This window comes from Pseudomonas sp. GW821-FHT03E01 (assembly GCF_059420765.1).
This window is the reverse complement of sequence record NZ_JBWKUI010000027.1, coordinates 11183-31440: the sequence shown is the minus strand read 5'-3', so window position 1 is coordinate 31440 and position 20258 is coordinate 11183. Positions and strand designations below refer to the sequence as shown.

The following is a 20258-nucleotide window of genomic DNA, read 5'->3' as shown; positions in this document are numbered from 1 at the left end:
CTCGCAAGGGAAAACACCTACCGTAAAGAAAGCGTAAAAATGTACGGGCAGCAGCGAGCGAATTTCGATCAAGCTTCTTGTGCGCGACCAAAAATAGTCCTTAATTAGAGGCAAGGTTCTTTCCGGGACCTCGCCACATCGCTATATCCTGTGTTTCAACCCGAATCACCTGAATCGAGTGCCAAGGCACCACCAGCATGGAGTTTGCGAATGAGCCAAGGGCCTGTCCATGAGGACGACACCGCTATTGGACCTACCTGTACACCCTCAGAAGGTAGCGAGCAAACCTCCCCGTTCCTTCACGACCTGGGGTTGAGCGATGTCCTTGAGGCACTGCCCGAGGCCATCTACACCACCGATGCCAAGGGTCTGATCACCTTTTACAACCGTGCAGCGGTGGCGCTGTGGGGAATGACCCCGGCGCTTGGGGAGAGCGCCTTTTGCGGCTCCTGGAAGCTCTATTGGCCTGACGGCACGCCGCTGCCCCACGATGAATGCCCCATGTCCATGGCATTGAAGGAACAACGTCCTGTCAGAGGGATTGAAGCCATCGCCGAGCGTCCGGATGGCACACGCGTTCGTTTTCTGGCGTGCCCCTCGCCGATCTTCGATGCAGAAGGCAGCCTGATAGGCGCCGTTAACATGCTGATCGATCTGACTGACCAGACCGTCGCCGACAAAGCCGCGCTGATCCATGACGCGCTGGTCGAATCGTCCGCCGATGCGATCATCGCCAAAGACCTGAACGGCACGATTACCAACTGGAACGCTGGCGCCCAGCGACTCTTCGGTTACACGGCCGAGGAAGCGGTCGGCCAACCCATTGATATGCTCATCCCCCTGGATCGACGGGATGAGGAACCCGGCATTTTGGCGCGCATCCGTCGAGGCGAGCGCATCGAACACTATGAAACCCTCCGGCGGCGCAAAGACGGCAGCCTGGTCGAGATCTCTCTCGCCGTCTCCCCTATCAGAAATCGGCAAGGCCGTATTGTCGGAGCGGCCAAAATCGCTCGCGATATCACTGAGCGACGACAGGCGGAAGAACAAAAGAGCCTGCTCATCAGAGAGATGGATCACCGGGTGAAAAACCTGTTCACCCTGGCAAACAGCGTGGTCTCACTGAGCGCCCGTTCGGCAACGACCCCCGGTGAACTCGCCTCCGCCGTTTGCGCACGGCTGAACGCATTGGCGCGAGCCCACACCCTGACCATACCGCACGGTTTGAGTAACGAGCAGCCAACGACATTGCATGCCCTCATTCAAACCATTCTCGCGCCTTATGCCGATAGCGGGGATACCAGCCAGTCACGCGCCGTCGTGACCGGCCCTGACATAACGATTGACGGTGCATCAGTCACCAGCTTCGCTTTGCTGTTGCATGAGTTTGCAACCAACGCCGCGAAATATGGGGCGCTCTCTTTGCCTGAAGGGCTTTTGGATATTGCCTGTAGCGAGAGTGAGGAGGTATTCACCGTGGTCTGGAGCGAAAGGAATGGCCCGCTCATTGACCGGGAGCCCGACAGCACCGGGTTCGGCACCCTTCTCGCCAAAGCGACCGTGCATGGCCAGCTTCACGGCGAAATCCGCCGTGACTGGAAGCGCGAGGGGCTGACCATCACCGTAGCGTTTCCCTCCCGTAGCATAAGCGGCCAGTAGAGGGTTGGCTCCAGATGGTGCGAAGCGATTCGCACCTACTTTGCCGTCCCGCCACCAGGTTTATAGAACAGAAACTTCCGGGTCTCGCCCGTCTTGATGTACTGCTTCGCCCAGTCGGGTTTCACCGTTCTGTCGTGGAAATACAAGGCACCGTGGGTGCGGTCCGTCAGTTGCTTGTTGAGCGCCTTGCGCGCGATCTCCTTGGCGATGGCATATTCGTCGTCTTCCTTTACCTGATCCGCACGCCCGTCGCACCACCAGGAAAACTGGCAGGCATGCTTTTCGGAACCTTGCTTGACCACGGCGCACACCGTTTCCGGAAAACCTTCGTGACCCAGCCGGTTCATGACCACGCTGGCGACGCCTTCCATGTCGGCAGCAGTCACCCCTTTGGCTTCCCAGTAGATACTGCGTGCAAGGCACGTAATGGCATCCTCCAGCGGCGCCGTGCCCGCCGGATCGACCGCCTGCGCTTCGGAGGGGGTGATGACCTCGGATTTGGGCACCGGAGCTTCGCTACCCTTCTCTGCCGCTTTCTGCTCCAGAACCTGCGCCTTTTCTTCGGCCACTTCCTTTTTTTGCTCCTGGTCGGTTGCCCACACCTGGCCGCACAGAAGGCTGATTGCGAAGCAGGTGGCTACCCCTTTGAATCGCATGTTCCGACCCTTCTGATTGAAACCTTCGTGAGCAACGAAACGATCGCAGACCTGGGTTGATTGTAGTAGCCGCAATTCATACCGACAGGCAGGCAATAAACTGCATTTGGGCGCGAAAAGGCATTGCATCGGGAGGGGTGTATTCGCGCATCATGAGCGCAGTCCGTTCAGGGGGAGATTTTCATGCGCAGCCTGTCATCCGTTTTGCATCTTGGCGTGTTGTCATTCGGGTTGGTGTTCAGCGTCATCGCATCGGCGGCCGATGAACAACAGCTGGTAGAGTCGATCAACGTTTACCGCAGCCAGGTACAGCGCTGTGCCGGACAGGCGTCGTCGGAGTTACCACCGCTGGCCAGCGATCCGCGCCTGGTGCTGTCCGCCAACAGCATCGGCGACCTGCAGCAGGCACTGGCCCGCGCGGCGTACCCGATGGTTAATGTGCAGGCAATCAGCTTGTCCGGCCCGCGTGATGCGCCCGCCGCGATGAAGGCGATTCAGGAGAGCTTCTGCCGGGTGGTGCTGGACCCGCAATTTGTCGATATCGGCGTCAGCCGGGAGGGCCGCGAGTGGCGCATCGTGCTGGCGCGCCCGCTGTTGACGGGGCGCTTGGGCGACTGGCAGGCGGAGGGACAGAAACTCCTTGAAGCGATGAACAGCGCCCGCACGCAAGCGCGCCAGTGCGGTACCCAATCCTTCACCGCCACCACGCCGCTGGTCTGGAACGCCACGCTGGGATCAGCCGCCGAGGGCCACAGCCGGGCCATGGCCAACCAAAACTTTTTCGATCACAAGGACCGCGACGGCCGCACGCCAGGTGATCGGGCTGAACTGGCGGGGTACGCCGGCCAGCAGGTCGGCGAGAACATCGCCGCCGGGCAGGACACAGTGCGCAAGGTGGTCGATGGCTGGCTGGCCAGCCCGGGGCATTGCGCCAACCTGATGAACCCACAATTTCGCGAATTGGGTGCAGCCTATGCGGTGGACCCGAAGAGTGACGCGGGTATTTACTGGACGGCGATGTTTGGCACGCCGTAAAGGCGGCTGCTTGATTGTGCTGCGCTAGCACATCAAGACACCATCAATGACGTTGCCGTTGCCGCTGTAGCTCGGTCTTCAACCAGAGGTTGGCCGGTTGTATGCCTGCCGGACAGCGCACTTCATAGGCGCGGCCACTCATGCTGCTTTGGGTGGCCGCCAGCTCAATAAAGTCTTCGGCGCTGTTCACCCTGTCCTGTTCTTCAAGGTACTCCAGCTTCTTCTCCAGATGCGCCCGGGCTTGAGGGCCGCCGTATTCGCTTCCGTTGCGCACAAACCGGCATTCACTGTGCTCGACAAAGTCCAGCAAGCTGTTTATTTCCTGAGTGGCTTGAGGTGGGATTTGTGCCTGTGCATTGAACACCACGGCAGTCAGGCCGATACCTGCCGCCGTCAGCCATTGAGTGAGGGGTGCAACAATATGCCCAGTCAGCCTTCGCATGATTATTCCTCAGGAGATCAGAGCGGTGATGGCCGCTCTGGAGCTGGGCGCAGACAGGTCAATCGTCTCGGTCGTCATGGTCGCGGTGCCGACGGCGATCATCACGACGATCGTAATCCCGGTCATACCCACGATCATCACGGTAATAATAGCCACGGTCATGGTCGCGACGGTATTCACGGTGATCCCGATCGTACCTGTCTCCCTCTTCCCAGTAAGGAAAGCAACCTCCCAGCAGGAGAGTACTTGCAATGGCCAGGGTCATTATCGCGGTGCGCTTCATTTTAACGTCCTAAAAGGTCAGAACTACGGGGATGAGGTGACGCTAGCGGCGAATCGATCGCAGTGCGTTCAAACCCATAATTACGACCCTCAAGCCGGTCAATGATTCCGTTATCACCGGGCCTTACAGCGTTCTCTGGCTGTTACCGATGGTTTTGGCTTTTTCGATGGCCCACTCCATCGCCGCTTCCATGTCCAGCAGATGCGGCGAGGGGTGCTTGTCCTCGACAATGGCCGAGCCGTCCGGCCAATAGACCCCCATGAACATCTTCAGCGAACCGTCTCTCAATATCTCGGCTTTGACCTCAATCGTGCATCCGTTCGACAGCGTTTCCGAGTGGGTTATATGACGCTCAGTCATGACTGCATTCCTCCCGTCGTTGCTATCAGCGTAACCCATGCAGCGCCGGGCGCGATGACGCTCAGGCGTCTGCCTGCACCACCTCGATCCCCAGTCTTTGATAGTCCTCAAGATTGCCCGAGGCCACGTGACGTTCGGTAATCAGCGTATGCACACGGGCGCAAGGCGCAACCACGAAGGGCTCCACGGCACCCAGTTTGTCCGCGGTGGTCACGGCAATCACGTGGGAGGCGCTGGCGAGCATCGCCTGCTTCACCGGCACTTCATCGAAATGCAGCGAGCTGAGGCCGACTTCCGGATGAATGGCACAGACCCCGGTGAACACCAGGTCGGCCTTGATGCCCTCGATCAATCGCAGGGTTTCATGCCCGCTGGAAGACATCGTCGCAGGGTTGAGCTGACCACCGGCGACGATCACCGTGATGCCTTTGTATTCGGCCAGCGTGATCGCAATCATCGGCGACGCGGTGACGGCCGTGATGACAATGTCGGAAGGCAGCGAGCGTGCGATCTGCAGCGTGGTGCTCCCGGAATCGAACATCACGATCTGGCCATCCTTGACCCGGCGCGCGGCGAGCTGCGCCAACCGGGTTTTCACCTCGTCGGTTTCGCTGACCCGAGTGAAGTAATCCTTGCCCGTGTCCTTGGGCCGCGGCAACGCCCCGCCGTGCACCCGCTGCACCAGCCCGGCACTTGCCAGCTCCGACAGGTCTCGGCGAATGGTGTCCTCGGACACGGCGAAATGCTGGCTCAGCTCGGAAGCCATGACCTTGCCATCACGTTCGAGGATCAGCAGGATTTTTTGGCGGCGAAGTTGGGGGAGTTCGGCGGAGGAATGCTCGGCTTGCATGGTTATGCCTGTTTTTGCGTGTTTGTGCGAGATTAGCCAAACACCTCAATGAACACAAGGCGCTCCCACAAGGGATTGTGTTTGATTGATACCCATCACAAGGCACTCACGATGAACTCACGCAACCATTGATGCCCAGGGTCGCGGTGACAGCGCTCGGGCCAGAGCATCGACATCTCGTATCCCGGCACTTCAAGGGGAGGCTCGACCATGGTCAAGGCGTGCGTATCGCGAACCAGGCGCGCTGGCAGCATCGCGACCATGTCGGTGCTTTCCACCACCGACGGGACAAACAGAAAATGGGGGAGCGAAAGCACCACTCGGCGCGTCACGCCCAGCTGGGAAAGCGCCTGATCGGTGACACCCTGAAAGCCTCCGCCATCCCGGGATACGATGACGTGGTCGAGTTCGCAGAACTGCGCGAGTGTCGGTCGCTGTCTCAACAGCGGATGGCCAGTACGCCCCACCAACACATAGCGTTCGGTGAACAATGCACGACGTCGCAAGCCTGGGGGAGCATCCTCAGTGGTATGAAACGCCAGGTCGATTGCCCCCTGCTCCGCTTGTTTGGCCAGTTGTGACGGCATCAGGTCAAACACCGCCAAACGCGTGCCGGGTGCCGCCGAACGCAGCCCGGCCAACGCGGGCAAGATGATGGTCGACTCGCCGTAGTCCGACGCCATGACGTTCCACGTCTGCCGTGCCTCGGCCGGGTTGAAAGGGCTGGCAGGCGACACCGCGCGCTCCAGGGCTTCCAGGGCCTGGCGCAACGGCTCGCGCAACTCATCGGCCCGAGCCGTGGGCCGCATGCCCCGTGGCCCCGGCAGCAATAGTGGATCGTTGAAAATATCCCTCAATTTAGCGAGATGAACACTCACCGACGGTTGCGACAAATTCAGGCGTTGCGCCGCACGGGTCACGTTGTGTTCCGAGAGCAAGACATCAAGGGTCAGCAGCAGGTTGATGTCCAGACGACGAAGATTATTCATGACAATACCTGGCATATTGGTTATTCATTTCCAATATACCGGGTAAGGCCTGATCCTGCTGGCTACTGACAACGGAGACTCAGCCCATGAATGTTCTGCTCGTTTACGCCCATCCCGAACCCAAATCGTTAAACGGTTCGCTCAAGGACTTTGCCGTCAAACGCCTGGAAGCTGCCGGCCACCAGGTACAGGTTTCCGATTTGTATGCGATGGACTGGAAAGCCTCGCTGGACGCCGATGACAGTTTCGGCCGGCCTGCCGACGCACGGTTCGATCCGTCGCAAGACTCCAAGCGTGCCTTCAAAGAAGGCCGGCAACGACAGGACATCGTTCTCGAACAGGAAAAACTGCTCTGGGCCGATACCGTCATTCTGCAGTTTCCGCTGTGGTGGTTCTCGATGCCGGCGATCCTCAAAGGCTGGGTGGAACGCGTCTATGCCTATGGTTTTGCCTACGGCGTAGGGGAGCATTCCGATGCGCGCTGGGGCGACCGTTACGGGGAAGGCACGCTGGCGGGCAAACGGGCGATGCTGATCGTCACCACCGGAGGCTGGGAATCTCATTACAGCCCACGGGGCATCAATGGGCCGATCGACGATGTGCTATTCCCGATCCAGCATGGCGTACTGTTCTACCCCGGCTTCGACGTGCTGCCACCGTTCGTGATCTATCGGACCAGCCGAATGGATGAGGCGAGATTTTCAGCAACTTGTGAGGCGCTCGGCCAACGGCTGGATGACCTGTGGGAAACCGCGCCGATTGCGTTCCGACCGCAAAATTCAGGGGCGTATGACATTCCGCAACTCACATTGCGTGATGAGATTGCTGCAGATCAGACGGGCTTTGCGGCTCACATCAAACAGGCAACACACTCGTTGTAGCAGCTGTCGAGCCTGCGAGGCTGCGTTCGGCTGCGAAGCAGTCGTCAAACCAGAACTCGCGGTGTGTCAGGCAGACCGCGTCGGCCGGATTCACGACTGCTGCGCAGCCGAACGCTGCCTCGCTAGCTCGACAGCTGCTACGGCGAACACGAAAAAGCCCGCACAAGGCGGGCTTTGGAAATCGAGTAGGTGGCCAGCGCTGGTCTCTGGCTTACAAGGTTTATCGGGCCTCTCACAGAACAGGATTTTTAGCTTTGGGCTGTTCTGCCTCACACGGCATAAGGGCTGGATCTCAGCGCGGAGATCTTTCTAACCGTGTACCCTTGGGAGCGCGCCCCACGCCTCCTCGCTATCCCTTTGCGCATCAGTCTGCGTCTTCACCTACAACCTCAGAATAGCAAACCATTCGAAGCCTGGGTCGGGGTTTTTAGACTGATTATTTTCAAGAGAAATGATGGGTAAATGGAAAAATACTAACGCCGCGAGACGGGCTTCCGCGCTGCCTCCAACACGCCCGCAATCTTTGCAGGCGCTACATCGGTAATTTGTATTCAAATGCCAGCTTTATAATATTTTACCGATCCAGGGGTGATCCCTAGTCTTGACCCAAGAAATGGCAGGCCACAACCGACCTGATTCCAACTTCGATGGGTATAGAGATGACCACTGAAAAAACAAAAATAGATACGCTGATTGTGGGCGCCGGTCAGGCTGGCGTGGCCATGAGTGAACACCTGAGCAAACTCGGCGTGCCTCACCTCGTACTGGAGCGCAGCCGCATCGCCGAGCGCTGGCGCAGCGGTCGTTGGGATTCGCTGGTGGCCAACGGCCCGGCCTGGCACGATCGGTTTCCGGGTCTTGAGTTCGACGATCTCAGCCCCGACAGCTTTGCCCCGAAAGAACGGGTAGCGGATTACTTCGAAGCCTACGCGAAGAAGTTCAACGCCCCCATCCGCACCGGCGTGGACGTGAAGAAAGTCGAGCGCAATGTCGGTCGTCCAGGCTTCACCATTGAAACCTCCGAAGGCGTGATCGAGGCCAACCGCGTAGTGGCCGCCACCGGACCTTTCCAGCGCCCGGTTATTCCGCCGATCGCGCCGAAAGATCAGCCATTCACCCAGATCCACTCCGCCGAATACCGCAACCCGCAGCAACTGCCAGAGGGCGCTGTGCTGGTGGTGGGCGCCGGCTCGTCCGGGGTGCAGATCGCCGATGAATTACAGAGTGCCGGCAAGCAGGTTTACCTCTCGGTGGGTGCGCACGATCGCCCTCCTCGCGCCTATCGCAACCGTGATTTCTGCTGGTGGCTGGGCGTGCTCGGCGAGTGGGATCAGGCCGCGATGAAACCCGGCCGGGAACACGTGACCATCGCGGTGAGCGGCGCCCATGGCGGCCGCACGGTGGACTTCCGTGGGCTGGCCCATCGCGGAATGACGCTGGTGGGTCTGACCCAATCGTTCAATGGCAGCGTGGCGACGTTCCAGCCCAACCTTGCCGACAACCTGGCACGCGGCGATGAGAACTATCTGGCGCTGCTCAATGCCGCCGACGCCTACGTCGAGCGCAATGGCCTGGACCTGCCGGAAGAACCTGAGGCGCGGCATACCTTCCCGGATCCGGATTGCGTCACTAACCCGATTCTTGAACTCGACCTGGCCAAGGCTGGCGTGACGTCGATCATCTGGGCCACCGGGTTTGCCACGGATTACAGCTGGCTGAAGGTCAACGCGTTCGACGACAACGGCAAGCCGCAGCATCAGCGCGGAGTGTCGAGCGAGCCTGGGGTGTATTTCCTCGGCCTGCCATGGCAATCGCGTCGCGGCTCTTCGTTCATCTGGGGTGTTTGGCACGATGCCAAGTACGTGGCTGATCAGATCGCCATTCAGCGCTCATACCACGACTACCGCGATGCCCTGCAACGCGAGGCTGAAACCGCCCCCGTCGCGCATAAAACCACCGTCAGCGCTTAACGAATAGTTCTTCAGGAGCCTCAGATGTCCACGCCAACCCATACCCGTATTCGCATGTTCAACACCAAGGAAACCTACCCGAACCAGAGCCTGGACAATGACCTGTGCCAGGCCGTGCGGGCCGGCAACACCGTTTATGTTCGCGGCCAGGTCGGCACCGATTTCGAAGGCAACCTGGTGGGCCTCGGCGACCCGCGTGCGCAAACCGAGCAAGCCATGCGCAACGTCAAACAGTTGCTGGAAGAAGCTGGCAGCGACCTCAGCCACATCGTCAAAACCACCACTTACCTGATCGACCCGCGTTACCGCGAGCCGGTTTATCGGGAAGTGGGCAAGTGGCTCAAAGGGGTGTTTCCGATTTCCACCGGGTTGGTGGTGTCGGCACTGGGGCAGCCGCAGTGGCTGATGGAGATTGATGTGATTGCGGTGATTCCTGAGTAAGCAGGTAGACCGAGTCGCGGCTTTCGCGAGCAAGCTTCGCTCCTACAGTAGATCGCTGTTTCATGAACGACCCTGATCATCTGTAGGAGCGAAGCTTGCTCGCGAAGACGCCCGCACAGACAACAACTTTGCCAAGGCCAACCAAGGAGCAAAACCATGACCTTCTCCATCGCCGCCCGTTGCCCCGAAACCGGTCAGTTCGGCATTGCAATCAGTTCCTCAAGCATCGCCGTCGGCGCCCGCTGCCCCTGGCTATTGCCCGGTGTCGGCGCGGTCTCCACACAAAATATCACCCTGCCATCCCTCGGCCCGGAAACCCTCGCCCTCATGGAACAAGGCCTCTCACCTGCCGAGGCTCTGGACAAGGCATTGACCCGCAACGGCTACAGCCAATACCGACAAATCACGGCGATTGACCACCTCGGTCGCACCGCGCATTTCAGCGGCTCAGAAACCCTGGGCAACCACAACGCCGTGTCGGGCGAGCAATGCGTGGCCGCCGGCAACATGCTCGCGGACCGAGCCGTGATCCAGGCCATGGTCGAGGCGTACGAACATGGCGAGGGCCAACTGACCGACCGCTTGCTCACCGCGATGAAAGCGGCGGTGGTCGCAGGCGGTGAAGCCGGGCCGGTGCATTCGGCTGCCGTTATAGTGGTCGGAGAACTGACCTGGCCGATCATCAACCTGCGGGTCGATTGGGCTGATGAAGAACCGATAGGCAAATTGCAGCAGTTGTGGGACGCCTATCGCCCACAGGTCAAGGACTACATCGACCGCGCCCTCACCCCCGACAAATCCCCTGGCTACGGTGTCGCCGGAGACGACCGATGAGCAGCAGCCGCGATTTGCTTGAAGCCTTGGTGGCGTTCGACACCACCAGCCGCGAATCAAATCTGCAGCTGATCGAGTTCGTCCGCGACTACCTCGCCCGCTTCGAGGTGCCTTGCGAACTGATCTACAACGACGAGCGCAGCAAGGCTAATCTGTTCGCCACCATTGGCCCGGCGGATCAGCCGGGCATCGTGTTGTCGGGGCACACCGATGTGGTGCCCGTCGACGGCCAGCCGTGGACCGTCGCGCCATTCCAGCTCACCGAACGCGACGGCAACCTGTACGGTCGCGGCACCGCGGATATGAAAGGCTACATCGCCTGTGTACTTGCCCTGGTGCCGTCACTGGTGCAGGCCTCGCTGCGGCTGCCAGTGCACATCGCGCTCTCCTACGACGAAGAAGTCGGTTGCCTTGGTGTCCGCTCGCTGCTGAAAGCACTACAACAGCGCCCGGTCAAACCGATGCTCTGCATCATTGGCGAACCCACCGAACTCAAACCGGTGCTCGGCCACAAGGGCAAGCTGGCGATGCGCTGCGACATTCATGGCGAAGCCTGCCATTCGGCGTACGCGCCACTCGGGGTCAATGCGATTGAATACGCCGCCGAACTGATCGGTGAACTGGGGCGAATAGGTCAAAGGCTCAAGGCACCAGAACATCACGACGCCCGTTTCGACCCGCCGTTCAGCACCGTGCAAACCGGCGTCATCTCCGGCGGCAAAGCCTTGAACATCGTCCCCGCCGATTGCCGCTTCGACTTTGAAATCCGCGCCCTGCCCTCACAAGACCCTGGCCTCGTTGCGCAGGAATTGCAGACCTACGCCGAGCAACAAGTGCTACCGCGCATGCGCGCCGTGAGTGATCAGAGTGAAATCCGCTTCAGTGAATTGTCGGCCTATCCCGGTTTGGCGACCGATGCGCACAGCGAAGCCGCTGAGCTGATCGCGGCATTTTCCGGTTCTGGGGAGTTCGGTACGGTGGCGTTCGGCACCGAGGGCGGTCTGTTTGACGCGGCGGGAATTGCGACAGTGGTGTGCGGTCCGGGCAGCATGGATCAGGGTCATAAGCCGGACGAATTTGTTAGCCTCGAACAATTGAACGGCTGCGATGAAATGCTGCAACGGATGCTGTTATCAATCAGCCGCTGATGGTTGGCCCGACGCTCAGGTATACAGTCGGGCCAGTTCTTCCTGGCAGTAATCCACGAACAGCTGTACCGGTTTGGTCAGCTGCGACCTTCTCAACCATGCCGCCGACAGACCCGAACCGGTCACGGTTTCGGCCAGTGGTATGCACACGACCTTCTGCCCGTCATAGGTGTATTCGGAAAACGGTTTGGTGACCAGAATCGAAAAGCCAAAACCGCGCCCGACCATTCCTCGCACCATCTCGATCGAAGGTGAGCTGAACACGATGTGTGGCGTCAGTCCGCGCTCTTCAAAAATGCTCACGAAGTAGGTCCGGCTCGGCACCACGTCCAGCAATATCATCGGCTCCAGCACCAGGTCATTCAGCGACACTTTCGCCTGTTGCGCGAAGCGGTGATCCGCCGGCAACAAGGCGTAGGGCTGTTGCGGCGGCATCAGCGGCACTGTCTCAATCGTGCTGTCCAGATCGTGTTCGAACAGCATCGCCAGGTCGATGCTGCCGGCGGTCAGCGCCTGCACCAGTTCCTGCTGTTCGCCATCGCGAATGCGGATCTCCACACCTGGCCAACGCTCCTTGAAACCAGCAATCAAACGCGGCAGGTACAGCGGCGCCACCGTTTCAAAACAGCCAATATCGATCTGCCCCGCGACCACGTCGTTGTCCGCCAGCGCATTCTGTTCAAACTCATGGGCGACCCGCAGCAGCTCCAGCGCCTTGCGATAAAACCGCGACCCACTCGGCGTCAGCGAAACACCCTGGGCGTGATGCCGGATAAACAGCTGCACGCCAAAACTTTCTTCAAGGTGCTTGATCGCCGTCGACACCGACGGCTGCGCGATATAAAGCTTGCGCGAAGCCTCCGCCACGCTGCCGCAATCGGCGGTGGTGACGAAATATCGAAGCTGTCGCAGGTTGTAAGCGGCCATGGGGACCTCCAGACACAACACATCAAAATCAAAAGATCGCAGGCTCCTACAGGAGTCAGTCGATGCACAACTCTGTGGCGAGGGGGCAAGCCCGCTCACCACAGGTTATTCGCCAGGCTCGGCAAAACCAGGCATTACGGAGTCTCCGAGAACGCTCAGGATCAAGGCTGAACATACCCGACACACCCAAACCACGGGCATATATTTTTTAAGGTTTGAAGCAACAAACTTACTAATTTATCCATCCCCGAAATCGGCATTCCACAAATGGTCCAGAGCCGCGCCCAGTTCGGCTCACTCGGCGGCCATTTCCCCCACTCCCTCCGAAATTTAATGAACCCCGCCCATCACCACTCACCTAACTGAATGACTATCAGGAGGTGACTCATGCAAATCGAAACGATCTGGATCGTGCTCGCGGCAGTGCTTTTGCTGATCGAGTTGTGGGCGATCAACAGGGTACGTAAAGCCGAGGGCAAATCGAGCAACAAACTGGTGTGGATCGTGGTGATCGTGTTTGTGCCGCTGTTCGGGCTGATAGGGTGGGCCATGGCGGGACCGAAACACATTGCGCAGAACCCGTAGTCACCGCAAGCCAGACAATAACGCCGGATAGCGTGCGGTAACGATCTGAGAACTGCGCATACCCAAACGACAAAGCCCCGAATAATCGGGGCTTTGTTGTTTTTCCCTGGAACACCCAATCCATCATCCAGAGTGTTCACCCGCAGCATGACTGCATCAGCATCACTCCGAAGTGGCCCAAGAAGCGGTTTGGCCTGGATGAGTCAGCCTCACTCTGCTCGCGACTGTGTGAGCGACCACATCCAGATGCTCAATACCGCGAGCAATACCAAGGCAAGCACGCTTGGCCACAGGGGCATGGGATACCCATTAACGAGAACCTCGGGGCGAATAATCAGGCGCCCCAGTTGCGCCAAGGCCATCAGTGCGTAGACGGTACCGGCCACTCGCAATCCAATGATCCGGGATTTCATGCTGTTCTCCTCGACCTGACTATGAACGTAACAGGCGAGCAAAAGCGCTATTTTTTTGCCGGCCCAGTGTGTGAAGCCGTGAAGGGGCGGCCAGCCTTGGCGCGCTCCTCTCCTGCGCTCGGAAACCACTATCCAACCCTGGCCTTCACCAGAGGGAAAAGGGGACGAATTTATTTTCCAACCATCGCACGAACCAAACAAATAAATCCGCCCCTGAGGGATCTGTCCCCACTCATCTCCTTCTCTTCATCCACAGCCCAGTAAATTGCGTGTTGTCCGCTAAACAACAGTTTTCATACGGAAATAGACTGTAGCCGCCATCACGGCCACTGCAATCACGACAACGAGGCCTTCGCGTTGCAGCATGTGCCAAGGCAGTTGCCCGGCCTTCAGTTTAAGTGCTCGTAGTGCCCGAGCCCACATCGAGACCCTACCGCCGCTCAGGGCCACATTTGTGAAGTAAATCGTACCGAGGAACACCACCACCGGGCTTACCCATCGCAGCCACAGGACACCACCGGACCATGCGCACGCCAGGGCTGCGGGCACTGCACTGGGGAGTATGTGGCGGAGCAACAAGAGCCCAGCGCCTTGTCGGTACCAACGGCGCGGGAGTAACAATCGGCTAAGCAACACATCCAACGGCCCCGCTACCACGGCTACCATGGCCCAAACGTGGTAAACCTTCATGCCCATCCAGATCAATACCGGCATTATCAGTGGCATGATGACCATGCCGAACGCTTCTTTCTTCGTAGGCCCGGTAAGCACCGAAGCCATAAGAACAGCACACAGCGCCATCCATAGGAAAAGGTAAACCCCTCGATAGTTTGTGGCCGGCAACCAATCCCGCCAGTTGTCGAGTGGTTGCAGCCCAAGACGCTGGGGCACTTCGGGGTATTGATATTCAATGGCTTGGGCGAGCTCTGCAAAGCGTTGCCAGTCGAGGTTGCTAAAGCAATCGGCCATTTCACGCCGGCGGCGGTCAGTCATGGGTTTGAACAGCATGGCGGCTGCCTGCCCATGGATTTTATCGGCGTCGAATCTGGCCAGATCGCCGCGTAGGGTCTCTGCAAAAGCTTGCGCCTCGCACCGCCGGATCAGTCTGTCCCAGCGCCAGTACTCGCACGGCAGATCGCCTTGGGTTTCGTTCCAACCCATGACCTGACACACACCATCGAAAAAGGCTGGCGACCATTTTTCGGCGGACTCGAGCCAATCCAATATGCTTTGCTCGAACTGCTGGCGGCGCTCGAAGGGCAATAGCCAGTCGCTCGCCAGCCAAAGGCACAGCGCTTCCCGCACTTGGCGCTCTTTACCCTCGGCCAACCACTGCTGCATCTGTTCCAGGGACGGTTCCGGAGGACTGATGGCGGTTGGAGTGTCGACGCTATCCTGAGGGATTACCCACGTAGGGGCTTGCGCGGGCGGATGGTATTCCGGGGTTGATGCGCTTGCGGTTAACGGGGAATAAACGTCTTCCTCATCAATCTGCGCGCGCCAGCGGGACTCGGCCAGCGAAGCTTCATAGGCTTCCCGAAGGCGCTGGAACTGATTGGGGTTTTCGTCTGGGCGGTGGATTTTCAGCAGCCGCGCATAGGCGCGTTTGATGCTGCGTTCGTCCGCGTCCGGGGTAAGGTCCAGCACTTTCCAATGGCTCATGGTGACTCAACCCTCCCGCTCGAAATGGGCAAGACGCTGGGTAATGTCGCCACGGGCTTCGCGTATCAGGCGTTCATCCTGGGTGTCGAGCATTTGCTGAAAATGGTTCGCCAGCCCGGCAATACGTTCCCGGCCATCGCCCAGGCTTTCCTGATACAAGCGGTCCAGCCGGGCCAGCAGCAAGGTATTGATCTGCTGGTCGCGCGGGTGCACTTTCAGTGCTTCGAGGGCCGCCAACCGTTGGGCGATTTCTTCAGGAGCCAATACCCCGGGGTTGTTCTCGATGACCAGCCGATGGGTTTCGTCATTGATTGGCAAATGCACCTGGGCTTCGAGCAAACCGTTATTGTCGTAGGTGAAGCGTATGTCCAGCGTTACCTCACCGGCTTTGCGCGGTGGTACGGGGATTTCCAGTTCACCCAGGAAAATATTGTTGGCCACCAACCGGCTTTCGCCTTGGTAGATACCTAGCCTGACTACTTTCTGGTTATCACTGAGGGTGGACACGTTACGGGAGCGGCTCACCGGCACCACTGTATTGCGCTCGATAATTGGCAAGTAGTGGCCGCTTTGGTAACCGGCGCCTAGCTGCACCGAGGTCTCGATTCCCAAGGTATAGGGGCATACGTCGGTAAGTACCACTTCTTCGAGGGAGGCATGGCGCGCCTGTAGCGCCGCCTGGATAGCCGCCCCCTGCGCCACCACCTCATCCGGGTTGAGCTGCATCGCCGGGATTCGCCCGAACAGGGCCGCGACCAGCTTTCGCACCAACGGCATGCGCGTGGTGCCGCCCACCAATAATATTTCGTTCAGGTCAGCCACCTTGATCCGGGCGTCGCGCAACGCGCGCTCGATCGGGGCTCGCAGGCGGTCCAGCAGAGGCCGGACGATGTCCGCCAGGTCGCTCTGGGTCAGTTCAAGACTCCATTCACGCGTTTGCTCGCGAAGGATAAAGCTCGTGACTTGCGCCTGCCCCAAGGCATGACGAACCCGTTGTGCCTCACGCCGCAACCGCTGTGCTATGGCAGGGTGGGCCGTGTCTGGCAGGTCAGCGGCACCGATTTTGGCGATGAAATGCTCCACGAGCCGGTCATCGAAATCTTCACCCCCAAGGAAATTGTCCCCCGCGCTGGCGCGCACTTCCATGACGCCTTCGAACAGCTCGAGGATGGACACGTCAAAGGTGCCACCCCCAAGGTCGAACACCAGAAAGGTCGCTTCGTTTCGCTGTTGCAGGCCATAGGCCAAGGCTGCAGCGGTGGGTTCGTTGATCAGCCTTTCAATTTTCAGCCCGGCCAGTTCGCCGGCAATACGCGTGGCCTTGCGCTGGGCATCACTGAAATACGCGGGCACGCTGATCACTGCTTCGTGAACGGGCCCGCCTAAGGCGCGCTCGGCGTCGGCCTTGAGACTACGCAGTAGCATCGCCGAGAGTTCTTCCGCTCGATAGGCGCGCCCGCCCAGCTGCGTTTCACGGGCGCTCCCCATATAGCGCTTGAACAGAGATGTGGTGAGGTGGGGGTGGGTGTGCAGCCGTTCGCAGGCAATATCCCCGGCGATCAGTTGGCCGTGGTCGTCGAGGCCAACGACGCTGGGTGTAAGGAGGTTGCCCAACGCATTGGGGAGTAGCCGGGCATGTTCGCCATCCCAGGCAGCCACAAGGCTGTTGGTGGTGCCCAGGTCGATACCAATGATCACAGTCACTTTTCCTTAAATGAGGCGGCCGGCCAGCAGAGGACCTTGGTCGTAGGCTCAGTCATTATTGATGTAGGCGCGATTTGCGGATTCGTAGTCGGAGTTATCGGCAGTGCTGATGGTGGCTTTAACCCGCCCGCTTTGCCTTTGCCGGGTCCGACATTAAGTCGCCTTTCGAGCTCATCCTGGATGTTTCAGCAATAAAATCACTAATTAACGCCGGACGGCGTGCGGTAACGATCTGAGAACTGTGCATACCCAAGCAACAAAGCCCCGAATAATCGGGGCTTTGTTGTTCCTGGCGGGTACACCCTCCGTAAATCCCGGAATGGTCGGCACTCGCGCCGGCGACGCGTTGGCAACACCCGCTACGAACGCAACACCCCTATCGCCCGCCGATACTTCTCCACGCGCTCCAGATCGTCCCAGGACGGCTGCGCAATCCGCGACAAGTCGCTGTTCTCTTCCAGATCAGCCAGCTTCACCACCCGCCCGATCGGGTTCTTCGCCGCGCGCTCGACGAACGCCTCGTAGGACTCGCCCGGCACCTTGGTCACCGACGCAATCGCCGTCAGCACCGCTTCACTGAAGCCTTCCTTGCGCAGATCGTCGACGCTGATGCCGCAGTCCTCGACCACGTCATGCAGTACCGCGACGATGCGCTCTTCCAGCGTGTTCACCCGCAGCATGACTTTCAGCGGATGCAGGATGTAAGGCGCCCCGCCCTTGTCCACCTGCCCTTCATGCGCCGCGGCGGCAATGGCAATGGCGCGTTCCAGTGACTGACTCATGGGATTCTCCTCGGGTTAAATGCCGTAACGACGCGGCCATGATTTTGAAGTCTGCAAAATATGTAGGAATCTGCCCTTTGTGGCGAGGGAGCTTGCTCCCGCTGGGCTGCGAAGCGGCCCCAAACCCTGATAGCCCGTTTCCTCAGACACACCGCAGCGCCCGGTTTTGCGGCGGCTGCGCCACCGAACGGGGGCAAGCCCCCTCGCCACAGTGACCGCGTGTGGTCCTACAGCCCGGTTGCGGCTACCAAAATCACTGCCTAGAGTGGGTCTGTCGCTGAGCGAATTCAGCGATAGGGTTTCGCAGCCCTGCAGAAGATGACACACACCGTTAAATGACAACTGTGGCAAAATTTGCCGCCGTTACGTTTTATGGCGGCTGTGTGTGGGAGACCCTCGGGTCTGCCGGTTTTGTCTCTTCTCCGGTCTGCGAACCCGCACATAGCTGCCACCCATTTGTTTCGCAGCAGAAAGGTGGCACTTCATTTTCCTTTGAAGAGTTCAACCTTATGACTATGAACAAACCGCTCCGCCACTACTCCCCAATGTCCCACTTCGCCACCGACCACCCCGTCCTCCTCATCGACGCCGACGCCCCGATACGCGAACTCCACAGCTGCCTCAGCGAACGCCTCAACGCCGTCCTCAAATACCTCAACCTCATGGCCTGCACCAGCCTCCCCGACTACGCCGAACACGACATCAACACCGTCACCAACATCGCGCGGATCATGGTCCAGGATGTGAGTGATGTGTTTCGGGTGATTGAGCAGCGTGGGTTCGATACGCCCAAGGGGCAGTGATTAAATTTCAGTCGTAGAAAAACCGCATTACTGCGGTTTTTCTGCTTCCTGCTCCGACTCTGACAACAACAATCAGTAAACCTGCACCCGCCACAACTCCCGCGATGAAGAACCCGCCGACATCGGCAGTCGCCCATGCAACGTCCGATAGTTGTCGATCAGCACCAGATCACCCTCACTCCATTGATGAGCAATCAGACACTCCGGGTCATAAACCAGCGCATTGACCTGTTCCAGCAACGCCTGCTGAGCCTGCTCGTCATGGTCCTGCACCGACTGGCTCAAGGTCTGCAATGTCGAGTCGGTGCCCTCTTGGTAGCGCAGGATGAGCTCGCCGCTTCGGGGGTGGTGGTCCACCAGGCTGTACATGCGCGGCGAGCCGCCGAAGTAGGTCATTTTGGTGTAGTAGGTGATGTTCACGCCCTGCCATTGTCGGGCGACTTGCTGCCCGACTTTGCGCAGTACGTTGCGGCTGTCGACGATGGTGGTCTGGCCCTCGCCCGGCAGCGGCGCGGTCTTGCAATACAACATGAATTTGCTGGCGCAGAATTTCGGGTTGCGTTGAACTTGCGCATCGCTGTCGGGCAGCATGTTCAGGTCCCAGTGCAACGGAGTTTTTTCCAGCGAGTGCACCACGCCTTGGGGTTTGTCCGCAGGCTTGACCACGTGGACGGCACCGAAGGCCCATTCGTAGAGCGTGCCGAAGCGTTCGCAGCTGCGAGCAAAGCTATCCTGGTCGTCGAAACGGCAACCTTTGAGGCAGACGAAACCGAAGGTTTCCACCAGAGCTTCCAGCAGGCCGGTGGACAGTCGTTCGAAACCCAGCCCCAACGGGTCTCGCACCACCAGGCCAAACAGCGGAAGTTTTTGCAGTTCGTACTCGAAGCCTTGGGCCTGCGGGTTTTCTGTTTGATGGTAGAGCCATGGCCGCCCCTCATAGGTGACCAGCACATGGTGGTCGAGGTCGACCTGAGCGCGGGCGCGAAGGGTTTGGCCGCCATCCAGGTTGCACACCGGCACGGCATGCCAAGGGCTGTCCGCGCGGGTCAGCCCTTCGGCGAGGCCGAAGGTGAATTTGGGGCCGGCATTGTTGTATTGATGGACCGACAAGCGAATGTCATCGCCAAAGAAACGGTCCACCGCCGCGTTCAATGCCTGCCCGCGATACATCATTTGGTAGGCTTTGAAATTGATTTGTTGCAGGTACTCGTCCTCGCTCTGTCCTTCTTCGCGGCACAGACGCAGGTCGTTGTAGAGGTGACTGCAGAGGTTGTCATGCGCCCGGCTGAGGGACTCATCGTCGCGGCTCTGCTCGATCAGGTCACCAAGGTTTTTCCACGGTAGACGGGCCTGCTTGATCAGGCTGGCGCGAACCGACTCGGCACTTTGGGCCTGGGGAAACAGGTCTTCCATGCTGACCCACTCAATCGTGTGGGTGGTGCACAGTTCACGCAACGCCCGGTTGTAAGCGGCGCGAACGTCGTCGGCCACGCCGACGATGTCATTGAAGGTCGTGCCGTCGCTGAGGATCGACACCACGCAGCCCGGTGCGTGCAACGCGGCGATGGCTTGGCCGAGTTGGTCGAGGCGCTCGATGGCCATGACCTCGCCGTAGTCCGGCAGCACGCCGAAAGTCTGGTCGCTGGCGTTTGGCGACTTGCAGGGAAAGCCTGGCAAAACCAGACGCACTGGCAAGCCCTGATCGAAGCAGTGCCCCAATCGAAGCGCCAGGTGTGCCCTGCCTTGTGTGTCGAAACAATCATCCGTGCCTTTGAGCAGATAACCGGCCAGCAAATCGCTGACGGCAGCGATCCAGACGTCTCTATGTTCCATA

General features: G+C 59.3%; 21 protein-coding genes. 9 read left to right on the top strand and 12 right to left on the bottom strand.

Going from position 1 to position 20258, the window contains the following annotated elements:
• Positions 1-312: 312 nt before the first annotated feature.
• A complete protein-coding gene (locus tag AC07VO_RS29290) occupies positions 313-1659 on the top strand; it encodes a PAS domain-containing HWE histidine kinase family protein (protein WP_173861195.1) in 1347 nt (448 codons plus the stop codon).
• A gap of 35 nt (positions 1660-1694) precedes the next feature.
• On the opposite strand, the gene AC07VO_RS29285 is transcribed toward AC07VO_RS29290, so the two are convergent.
• Positions 1695-2315: a cell wall hydrolase gene (locus AC07VO_RS29285; RefSeq protein WP_086946180.1), complete on the bottom strand. Its 621-nt coding sequence runs from the start codon at positions 2313-2315 to the stop codon at positions 1695-1697.
• Between the two features lie 183 nt (positions 2316-2498).
• Between AC07VO_RS29285 and AC07VO_RS29280 the strand changes: the two genes are divergently transcribed.
• Entirely contained in the window at positions 2499-3350 is an 852-nt protein-coding gene (locus tag AC07VO_RS29280; protein WP_086946179.1) for a CAP domain-containing protein, read from the top strand.
• 43 nt (positions 3351-3393) lie between these two features.
• On the opposite strand, the gene AC07VO_RS29275 is transcribed toward AC07VO_RS29280, so the two are convergent.
• The 5 genes from AC07VO_RS29275 to AC07VO_RS29255 form a co-directional block, all read right to left on the bottom strand.
• Positions 3394-3792, bottom strand: coding sequence for a YfeK family protein (locus AC07VO_RS29275; protein ID WP_064618435.1), 399 nt, complete (start codon positions 3790-3792; stop codon positions 3394-3396).
• A gap of 58 nt (positions 3793-3850) precedes the next feature.
• A complete protein-coding gene (locus AC07VO_RS29270; RefSeq protein ID WP_081626573.1) occupies positions 3851-4075 on the bottom strand; it encodes a hypothetical protein in 225 nt (74 codons plus the stop codon).
• A 123-nt stretch (positions 4076-4198) separates the two neighbouring features.
• The gene (locus AC07VO_RS29265) at positions 4199-4435 is read right to left on the bottom strand and encodes a hypothetical protein (RefSeq protein WP_007942075.1); all 237 of its coding nucleotides are present in this window, start codon (positions 4433-4435) and stop codon (positions 4199-4201) included.
• Between the two features lie 61 nt (positions 4436-4496).
• On the bottom strand, positions 4497-5285 hold the full coding sequence (locus tag AC07VO_RS29260; protein ID WP_064618439.1) for a DeoR/GlpR family DNA-binding transcription regulator: 789 nt from the start codon (positions 5283-5285) through the stop codon (positions 4497-4499).
• Between the two features lie 95 nt (positions 5286-5380).
• The gene (locus AC07VO_RS29255) at positions 5381-6274 is read right to left on the bottom strand and encodes a LysR family transcriptional regulator (protein ID WP_086946250.1); all 894 of its coding nucleotides are present in this window, start codon (positions 6272-6274) and stop codon (positions 5381-5383) included.
• An 86-nt stretch (positions 6275-6360) separates the two neighbouring features.
• Between AC07VO_RS29255 and AC07VO_RS29250 the strand changes: the two genes are divergently transcribed.
• The 5 genes from AC07VO_RS29250 (at position 6361) to argE (ending at position 11548) form a co-directional block, all read left to right on the top strand.
• Positions 6361-7155 carry an NAD(P)H-dependent oxidoreductase gene (locus AC07VO_RS29250; protein WP_086946178.1) on the top strand — a complete coding sequence of 265 codons (795 nt, stop codon included), beginning with the start codon at positions 6361-6363 and terminating at the stop codon, positions 7153-7155.
• 659 nt (positions 7156-7814) lie between these two features.
• Positions 7815-9125: a flavin-containing monooxygenase gene (locus AC07VO_RS29245; protein ID WP_086946176.1), complete on the top strand. Its 1311-nt coding sequence runs from the start codon at positions 7815-7817 to the stop codon at positions 9123-9125.
• A gap of 24 nt (positions 9126-9149) precedes the next feature.
• Positions 9150-9566 (top strand): RidA family protein, encoded by a 417-nt coding sequence (locus AC07VO_RS29240; protein WP_018930235.1) that lies wholly within the window; start codon positions 9150-9152, stop codon positions 9564-9566.
• Between the two features lie 156 nt (positions 9567-9722).
• Positions 9723-10400 carry a DUF1028 domain-containing protein gene (locus AC07VO_RS29235; protein ID WP_086946175.1) on the top strand — a complete coding sequence of 226 codons (678 nt, stop codon included), beginning with the start codon at positions 9723-9725 and terminating at the stop codon, positions 10398-10400.
• Positions 10397-11548, top strand: a complete 1152-nt coding sequence (argE, locus tag AC07VO_RS29230; protein ID WP_086946174.1) for an acetylornithine deacetylase — start codon at positions 10397-10399, stop codon at positions 11546-11548. The genes AC07VO_RS29235 and argE overlap by 4 nt, the downstream gene beginning before the upstream one ends.
• A gap of 15 nt (positions 11549-11563) precedes the next feature.
• Here the strand turns inward: argE and AC07VO_RS29225 are convergent, their stop codons facing one another.
• Complete coding sequence (locus tag AC07VO_RS29225; protein WP_018930232.1) at positions 11564-12475, bottom strand: LysR family transcriptional regulator; 912 nt, start codon at positions 12473-12475, stop codon at positions 11564-11566.
• A 387-nt stretch (positions 12476-12862) separates the two neighbouring features.
• Here AC07VO_RS29225 and AC07VO_RS29220 point away from each other — a divergent pair, with 387 nt between their 5' ends.
• The gene (locus tag AC07VO_RS29220; RefSeq protein WP_064618452.1) at positions 12863-13060 is read left to right on the top strand and encodes a PLDc N-terminal domain-containing protein; all 198 of its coding nucleotides are present in this window, start codon (positions 12863-12865) and stop codon (positions 13058-13060) included.
• A gap of 209 nt (positions 13061-13269) precedes the next feature.
• On the opposite strand, the gene AC07VO_RS29215 is transcribed toward AC07VO_RS29220, so the two are convergent.
• From AC07VO_RS29215 to AC07VO_RS29200, 4 genes are all read right to left on the bottom strand, one after another.
• Complete coding sequence (locus AC07VO_RS29215) at positions 13270-13473, bottom strand: hypothetical protein (RefSeq protein WP_086946173.1); 204 nt, start codon at positions 13471-13473, stop codon at positions 13270-13272.
• Between the two features lie 279 nt (positions 13474-13752).
• Positions 13753-15135 carry a J domain-containing protein gene (locus AC07VO_RS29210; RefSeq protein ID WP_086946172.1) on the bottom strand — a complete coding sequence of 461 codons (1383 nt, stop codon included), beginning with the start codon at positions 15133-15135 and terminating at the stop codon, positions 13753-13755.
• A gap of 6 nt (positions 15136-15141) precedes the next feature.
• Positions 15142-16833 (bottom strand): Hsp70 family protein, encoded by a 1692-nt coding sequence (locus AC07VO_RS29205; protein WP_086946171.1) that lies wholly within the window; start codon positions 16831-16833, stop codon positions 15142-15144.
• Positions 16834-17198: 365 nt separating this feature from the next.
• Positions 17199-17621 carry an HD domain-containing protein gene (locus AC07VO_RS29200; protein ID WP_086946170.1) on the bottom strand — a complete coding sequence of 141 codons (423 nt, stop codon included), beginning with the start codon at positions 17619-17621 and terminating at the stop codon, positions 17199-17201.
• 509 nt (positions 17622-18130) lie between these two features.
• Here AC07VO_RS29200 and AC07VO_RS29195 point away from each other — a divergent pair.
• The gene (locus AC07VO_RS29195; RefSeq protein ID WP_086946169.1) at positions 18131-18424 is read left to right on the top strand and encodes a fructose-bisphosphate aldolase; all 294 of its coding nucleotides are present in this window, start codon (positions 18131-18133) and stop codon (positions 18422-18424) included.
• Between the two features lie 72 nt (positions 18425-18496).
• Here the strand turns inward: AC07VO_RS29195 and AC07VO_RS29190 are convergent, their stop codons facing one another.
• Positions 18497-20257: an isocyanide synthase family protein gene (locus tag AC07VO_RS29190; protein WP_192351872.1), complete on the bottom strand. Its 1761-nt coding sequence runs from the start codon at positions 20255-20257 to the stop codon at positions 18497-18499.
• Position 20258: the final 1 nt, after the last annotated feature.

Excerpts from the sequence above, each read along its gene's own strand:
- AC07VO_RS29285 (WP_086946180.1), bottom strand. The coding sequence starts at position 2,315 with ATGCGATTCAAAGGGGTAGCCACCTGCTTCGCAATCAGCCTTCTGTGC.
- AC07VO_RS29280 (WP_086946179.1), top strand. The coding sequence starts at position 2,499 with ATGCGCAGCCTGTCATCCGTTTTGCATCTTGGCGTGTTGTCATTCGGG.
- AC07VO_RS29275 (WP_064618435.1), bottom strand. The coding sequence starts at position 3,792 with ATGCGAAGGCTGACTGGGCATATTGTTGCACCCCTCACTCAATGGCTG.
- AC07VO_RS29270 (WP_081626573.1), bottom strand. The coding sequence starts at position 4,075 with ATGAAGCGCACCGCGATAATGACCCTGGCCATTGCAAGTACTCTCCTG.
- AC07VO_RS29265 (WP_007942075.1), bottom strand. The coding sequence starts at position 4,435 with ATGACTGAGCGTCATATAACCCACTCGGAAACGCTGTCGAACGGATGC.
- AC07VO_RS29260 (WP_064618439.1), bottom strand. The coding sequence starts at position 5,285 with ATGCAAGCCGAGCATTCCTCCGCCGAACTCCCCCAACTTCGCCGCCAA.
- AC07VO_RS29255 (WP_086946250.1), bottom strand. The coding sequence starts at position 6,274 with ATGAATAATCTTCGTCGTCTGGACATCAACCTGCTGCTGACCCTTGAT.
- AC07VO_RS29250 (WP_086946178.1), top strand. The coding sequence starts at position 6,361 with ATGAATGTTCTGCTCGTTTACGCCCATCCCGAACCCAAATCGTTAAAC.
- AC07VO_RS29245 (WP_086946176.1), top strand. The coding sequence starts at position 7,815 with ATGACCACTGAAAAAACAAAAATAGATACGCTGATTGTGGGCGCCGGT.
- AC07VO_RS29240 (WP_018930235.1), top strand. The coding sequence starts at position 9,150 with ATGTCCACGCCAACCCATACCCGTATTCGCATGTTCAACACCAAGGAA.
- AC07VO_RS29235 (WP_086946175.1), top strand. The coding sequence starts at position 9,723 with ATGACCTTCTCCATCGCCGCCCGTTGCCCCGAAACCGGTCAGTTCGGC.
- argE (WP_086946174.1), top strand. The coding sequence starts at position 10,397 with ATGAGCAGCAGCCGCGATTTGCTTGAAGCCTTGGTGGCGTTCGACACC.
- AC07VO_RS29225 (WP_018930232.1), bottom strand. The coding sequence starts at position 12,475 with ATGGCCGCTTACAACCTGCGACAGCTTCGATATTTCGTCACCACCGCC.
- AC07VO_RS29220 (WP_064618452.1), top strand. The coding sequence starts at position 12,863 with ATGCAAATCGAAACGATCTGGATCGTGCTCGCGGCAGTGCTTTTGCTG.
- AC07VO_RS29215 (WP_086946173.1), bottom strand. The coding sequence starts at position 13,473 with ATGAAATCCCGGATCATTGGATTGCGAGTGGCCGGTACCGTCTACGCA.
- AC07VO_RS29210 (WP_086946172.1), bottom strand. The coding sequence starts at position 15,135 with ATGAGCCATTGGAAAGTGCTGGACCTTACCCCGGACGCGGACGAACGC.
- AC07VO_RS29200 (WP_086946170.1), bottom strand. The coding sequence starts at position 17,621 with ATGAGTCAGTCACTGGAACGCGCCATTGCCATTGCCGCCGCGGCGCAT.
- AC07VO_RS29195 (WP_086946169.1), top strand. The coding sequence starts at position 18,131 with ATGACTATGAACAAACCGCTCCGCCACTACTCCCCAATGTCCCACTTC.
- AC07VO_RS29190 (WP_192351872.1), bottom strand. The coding sequence starts at position 20,257 with ATGGAACATAGAGACGTCTGGATCGCTGCCGTCAGCGATTTGCTGGCC.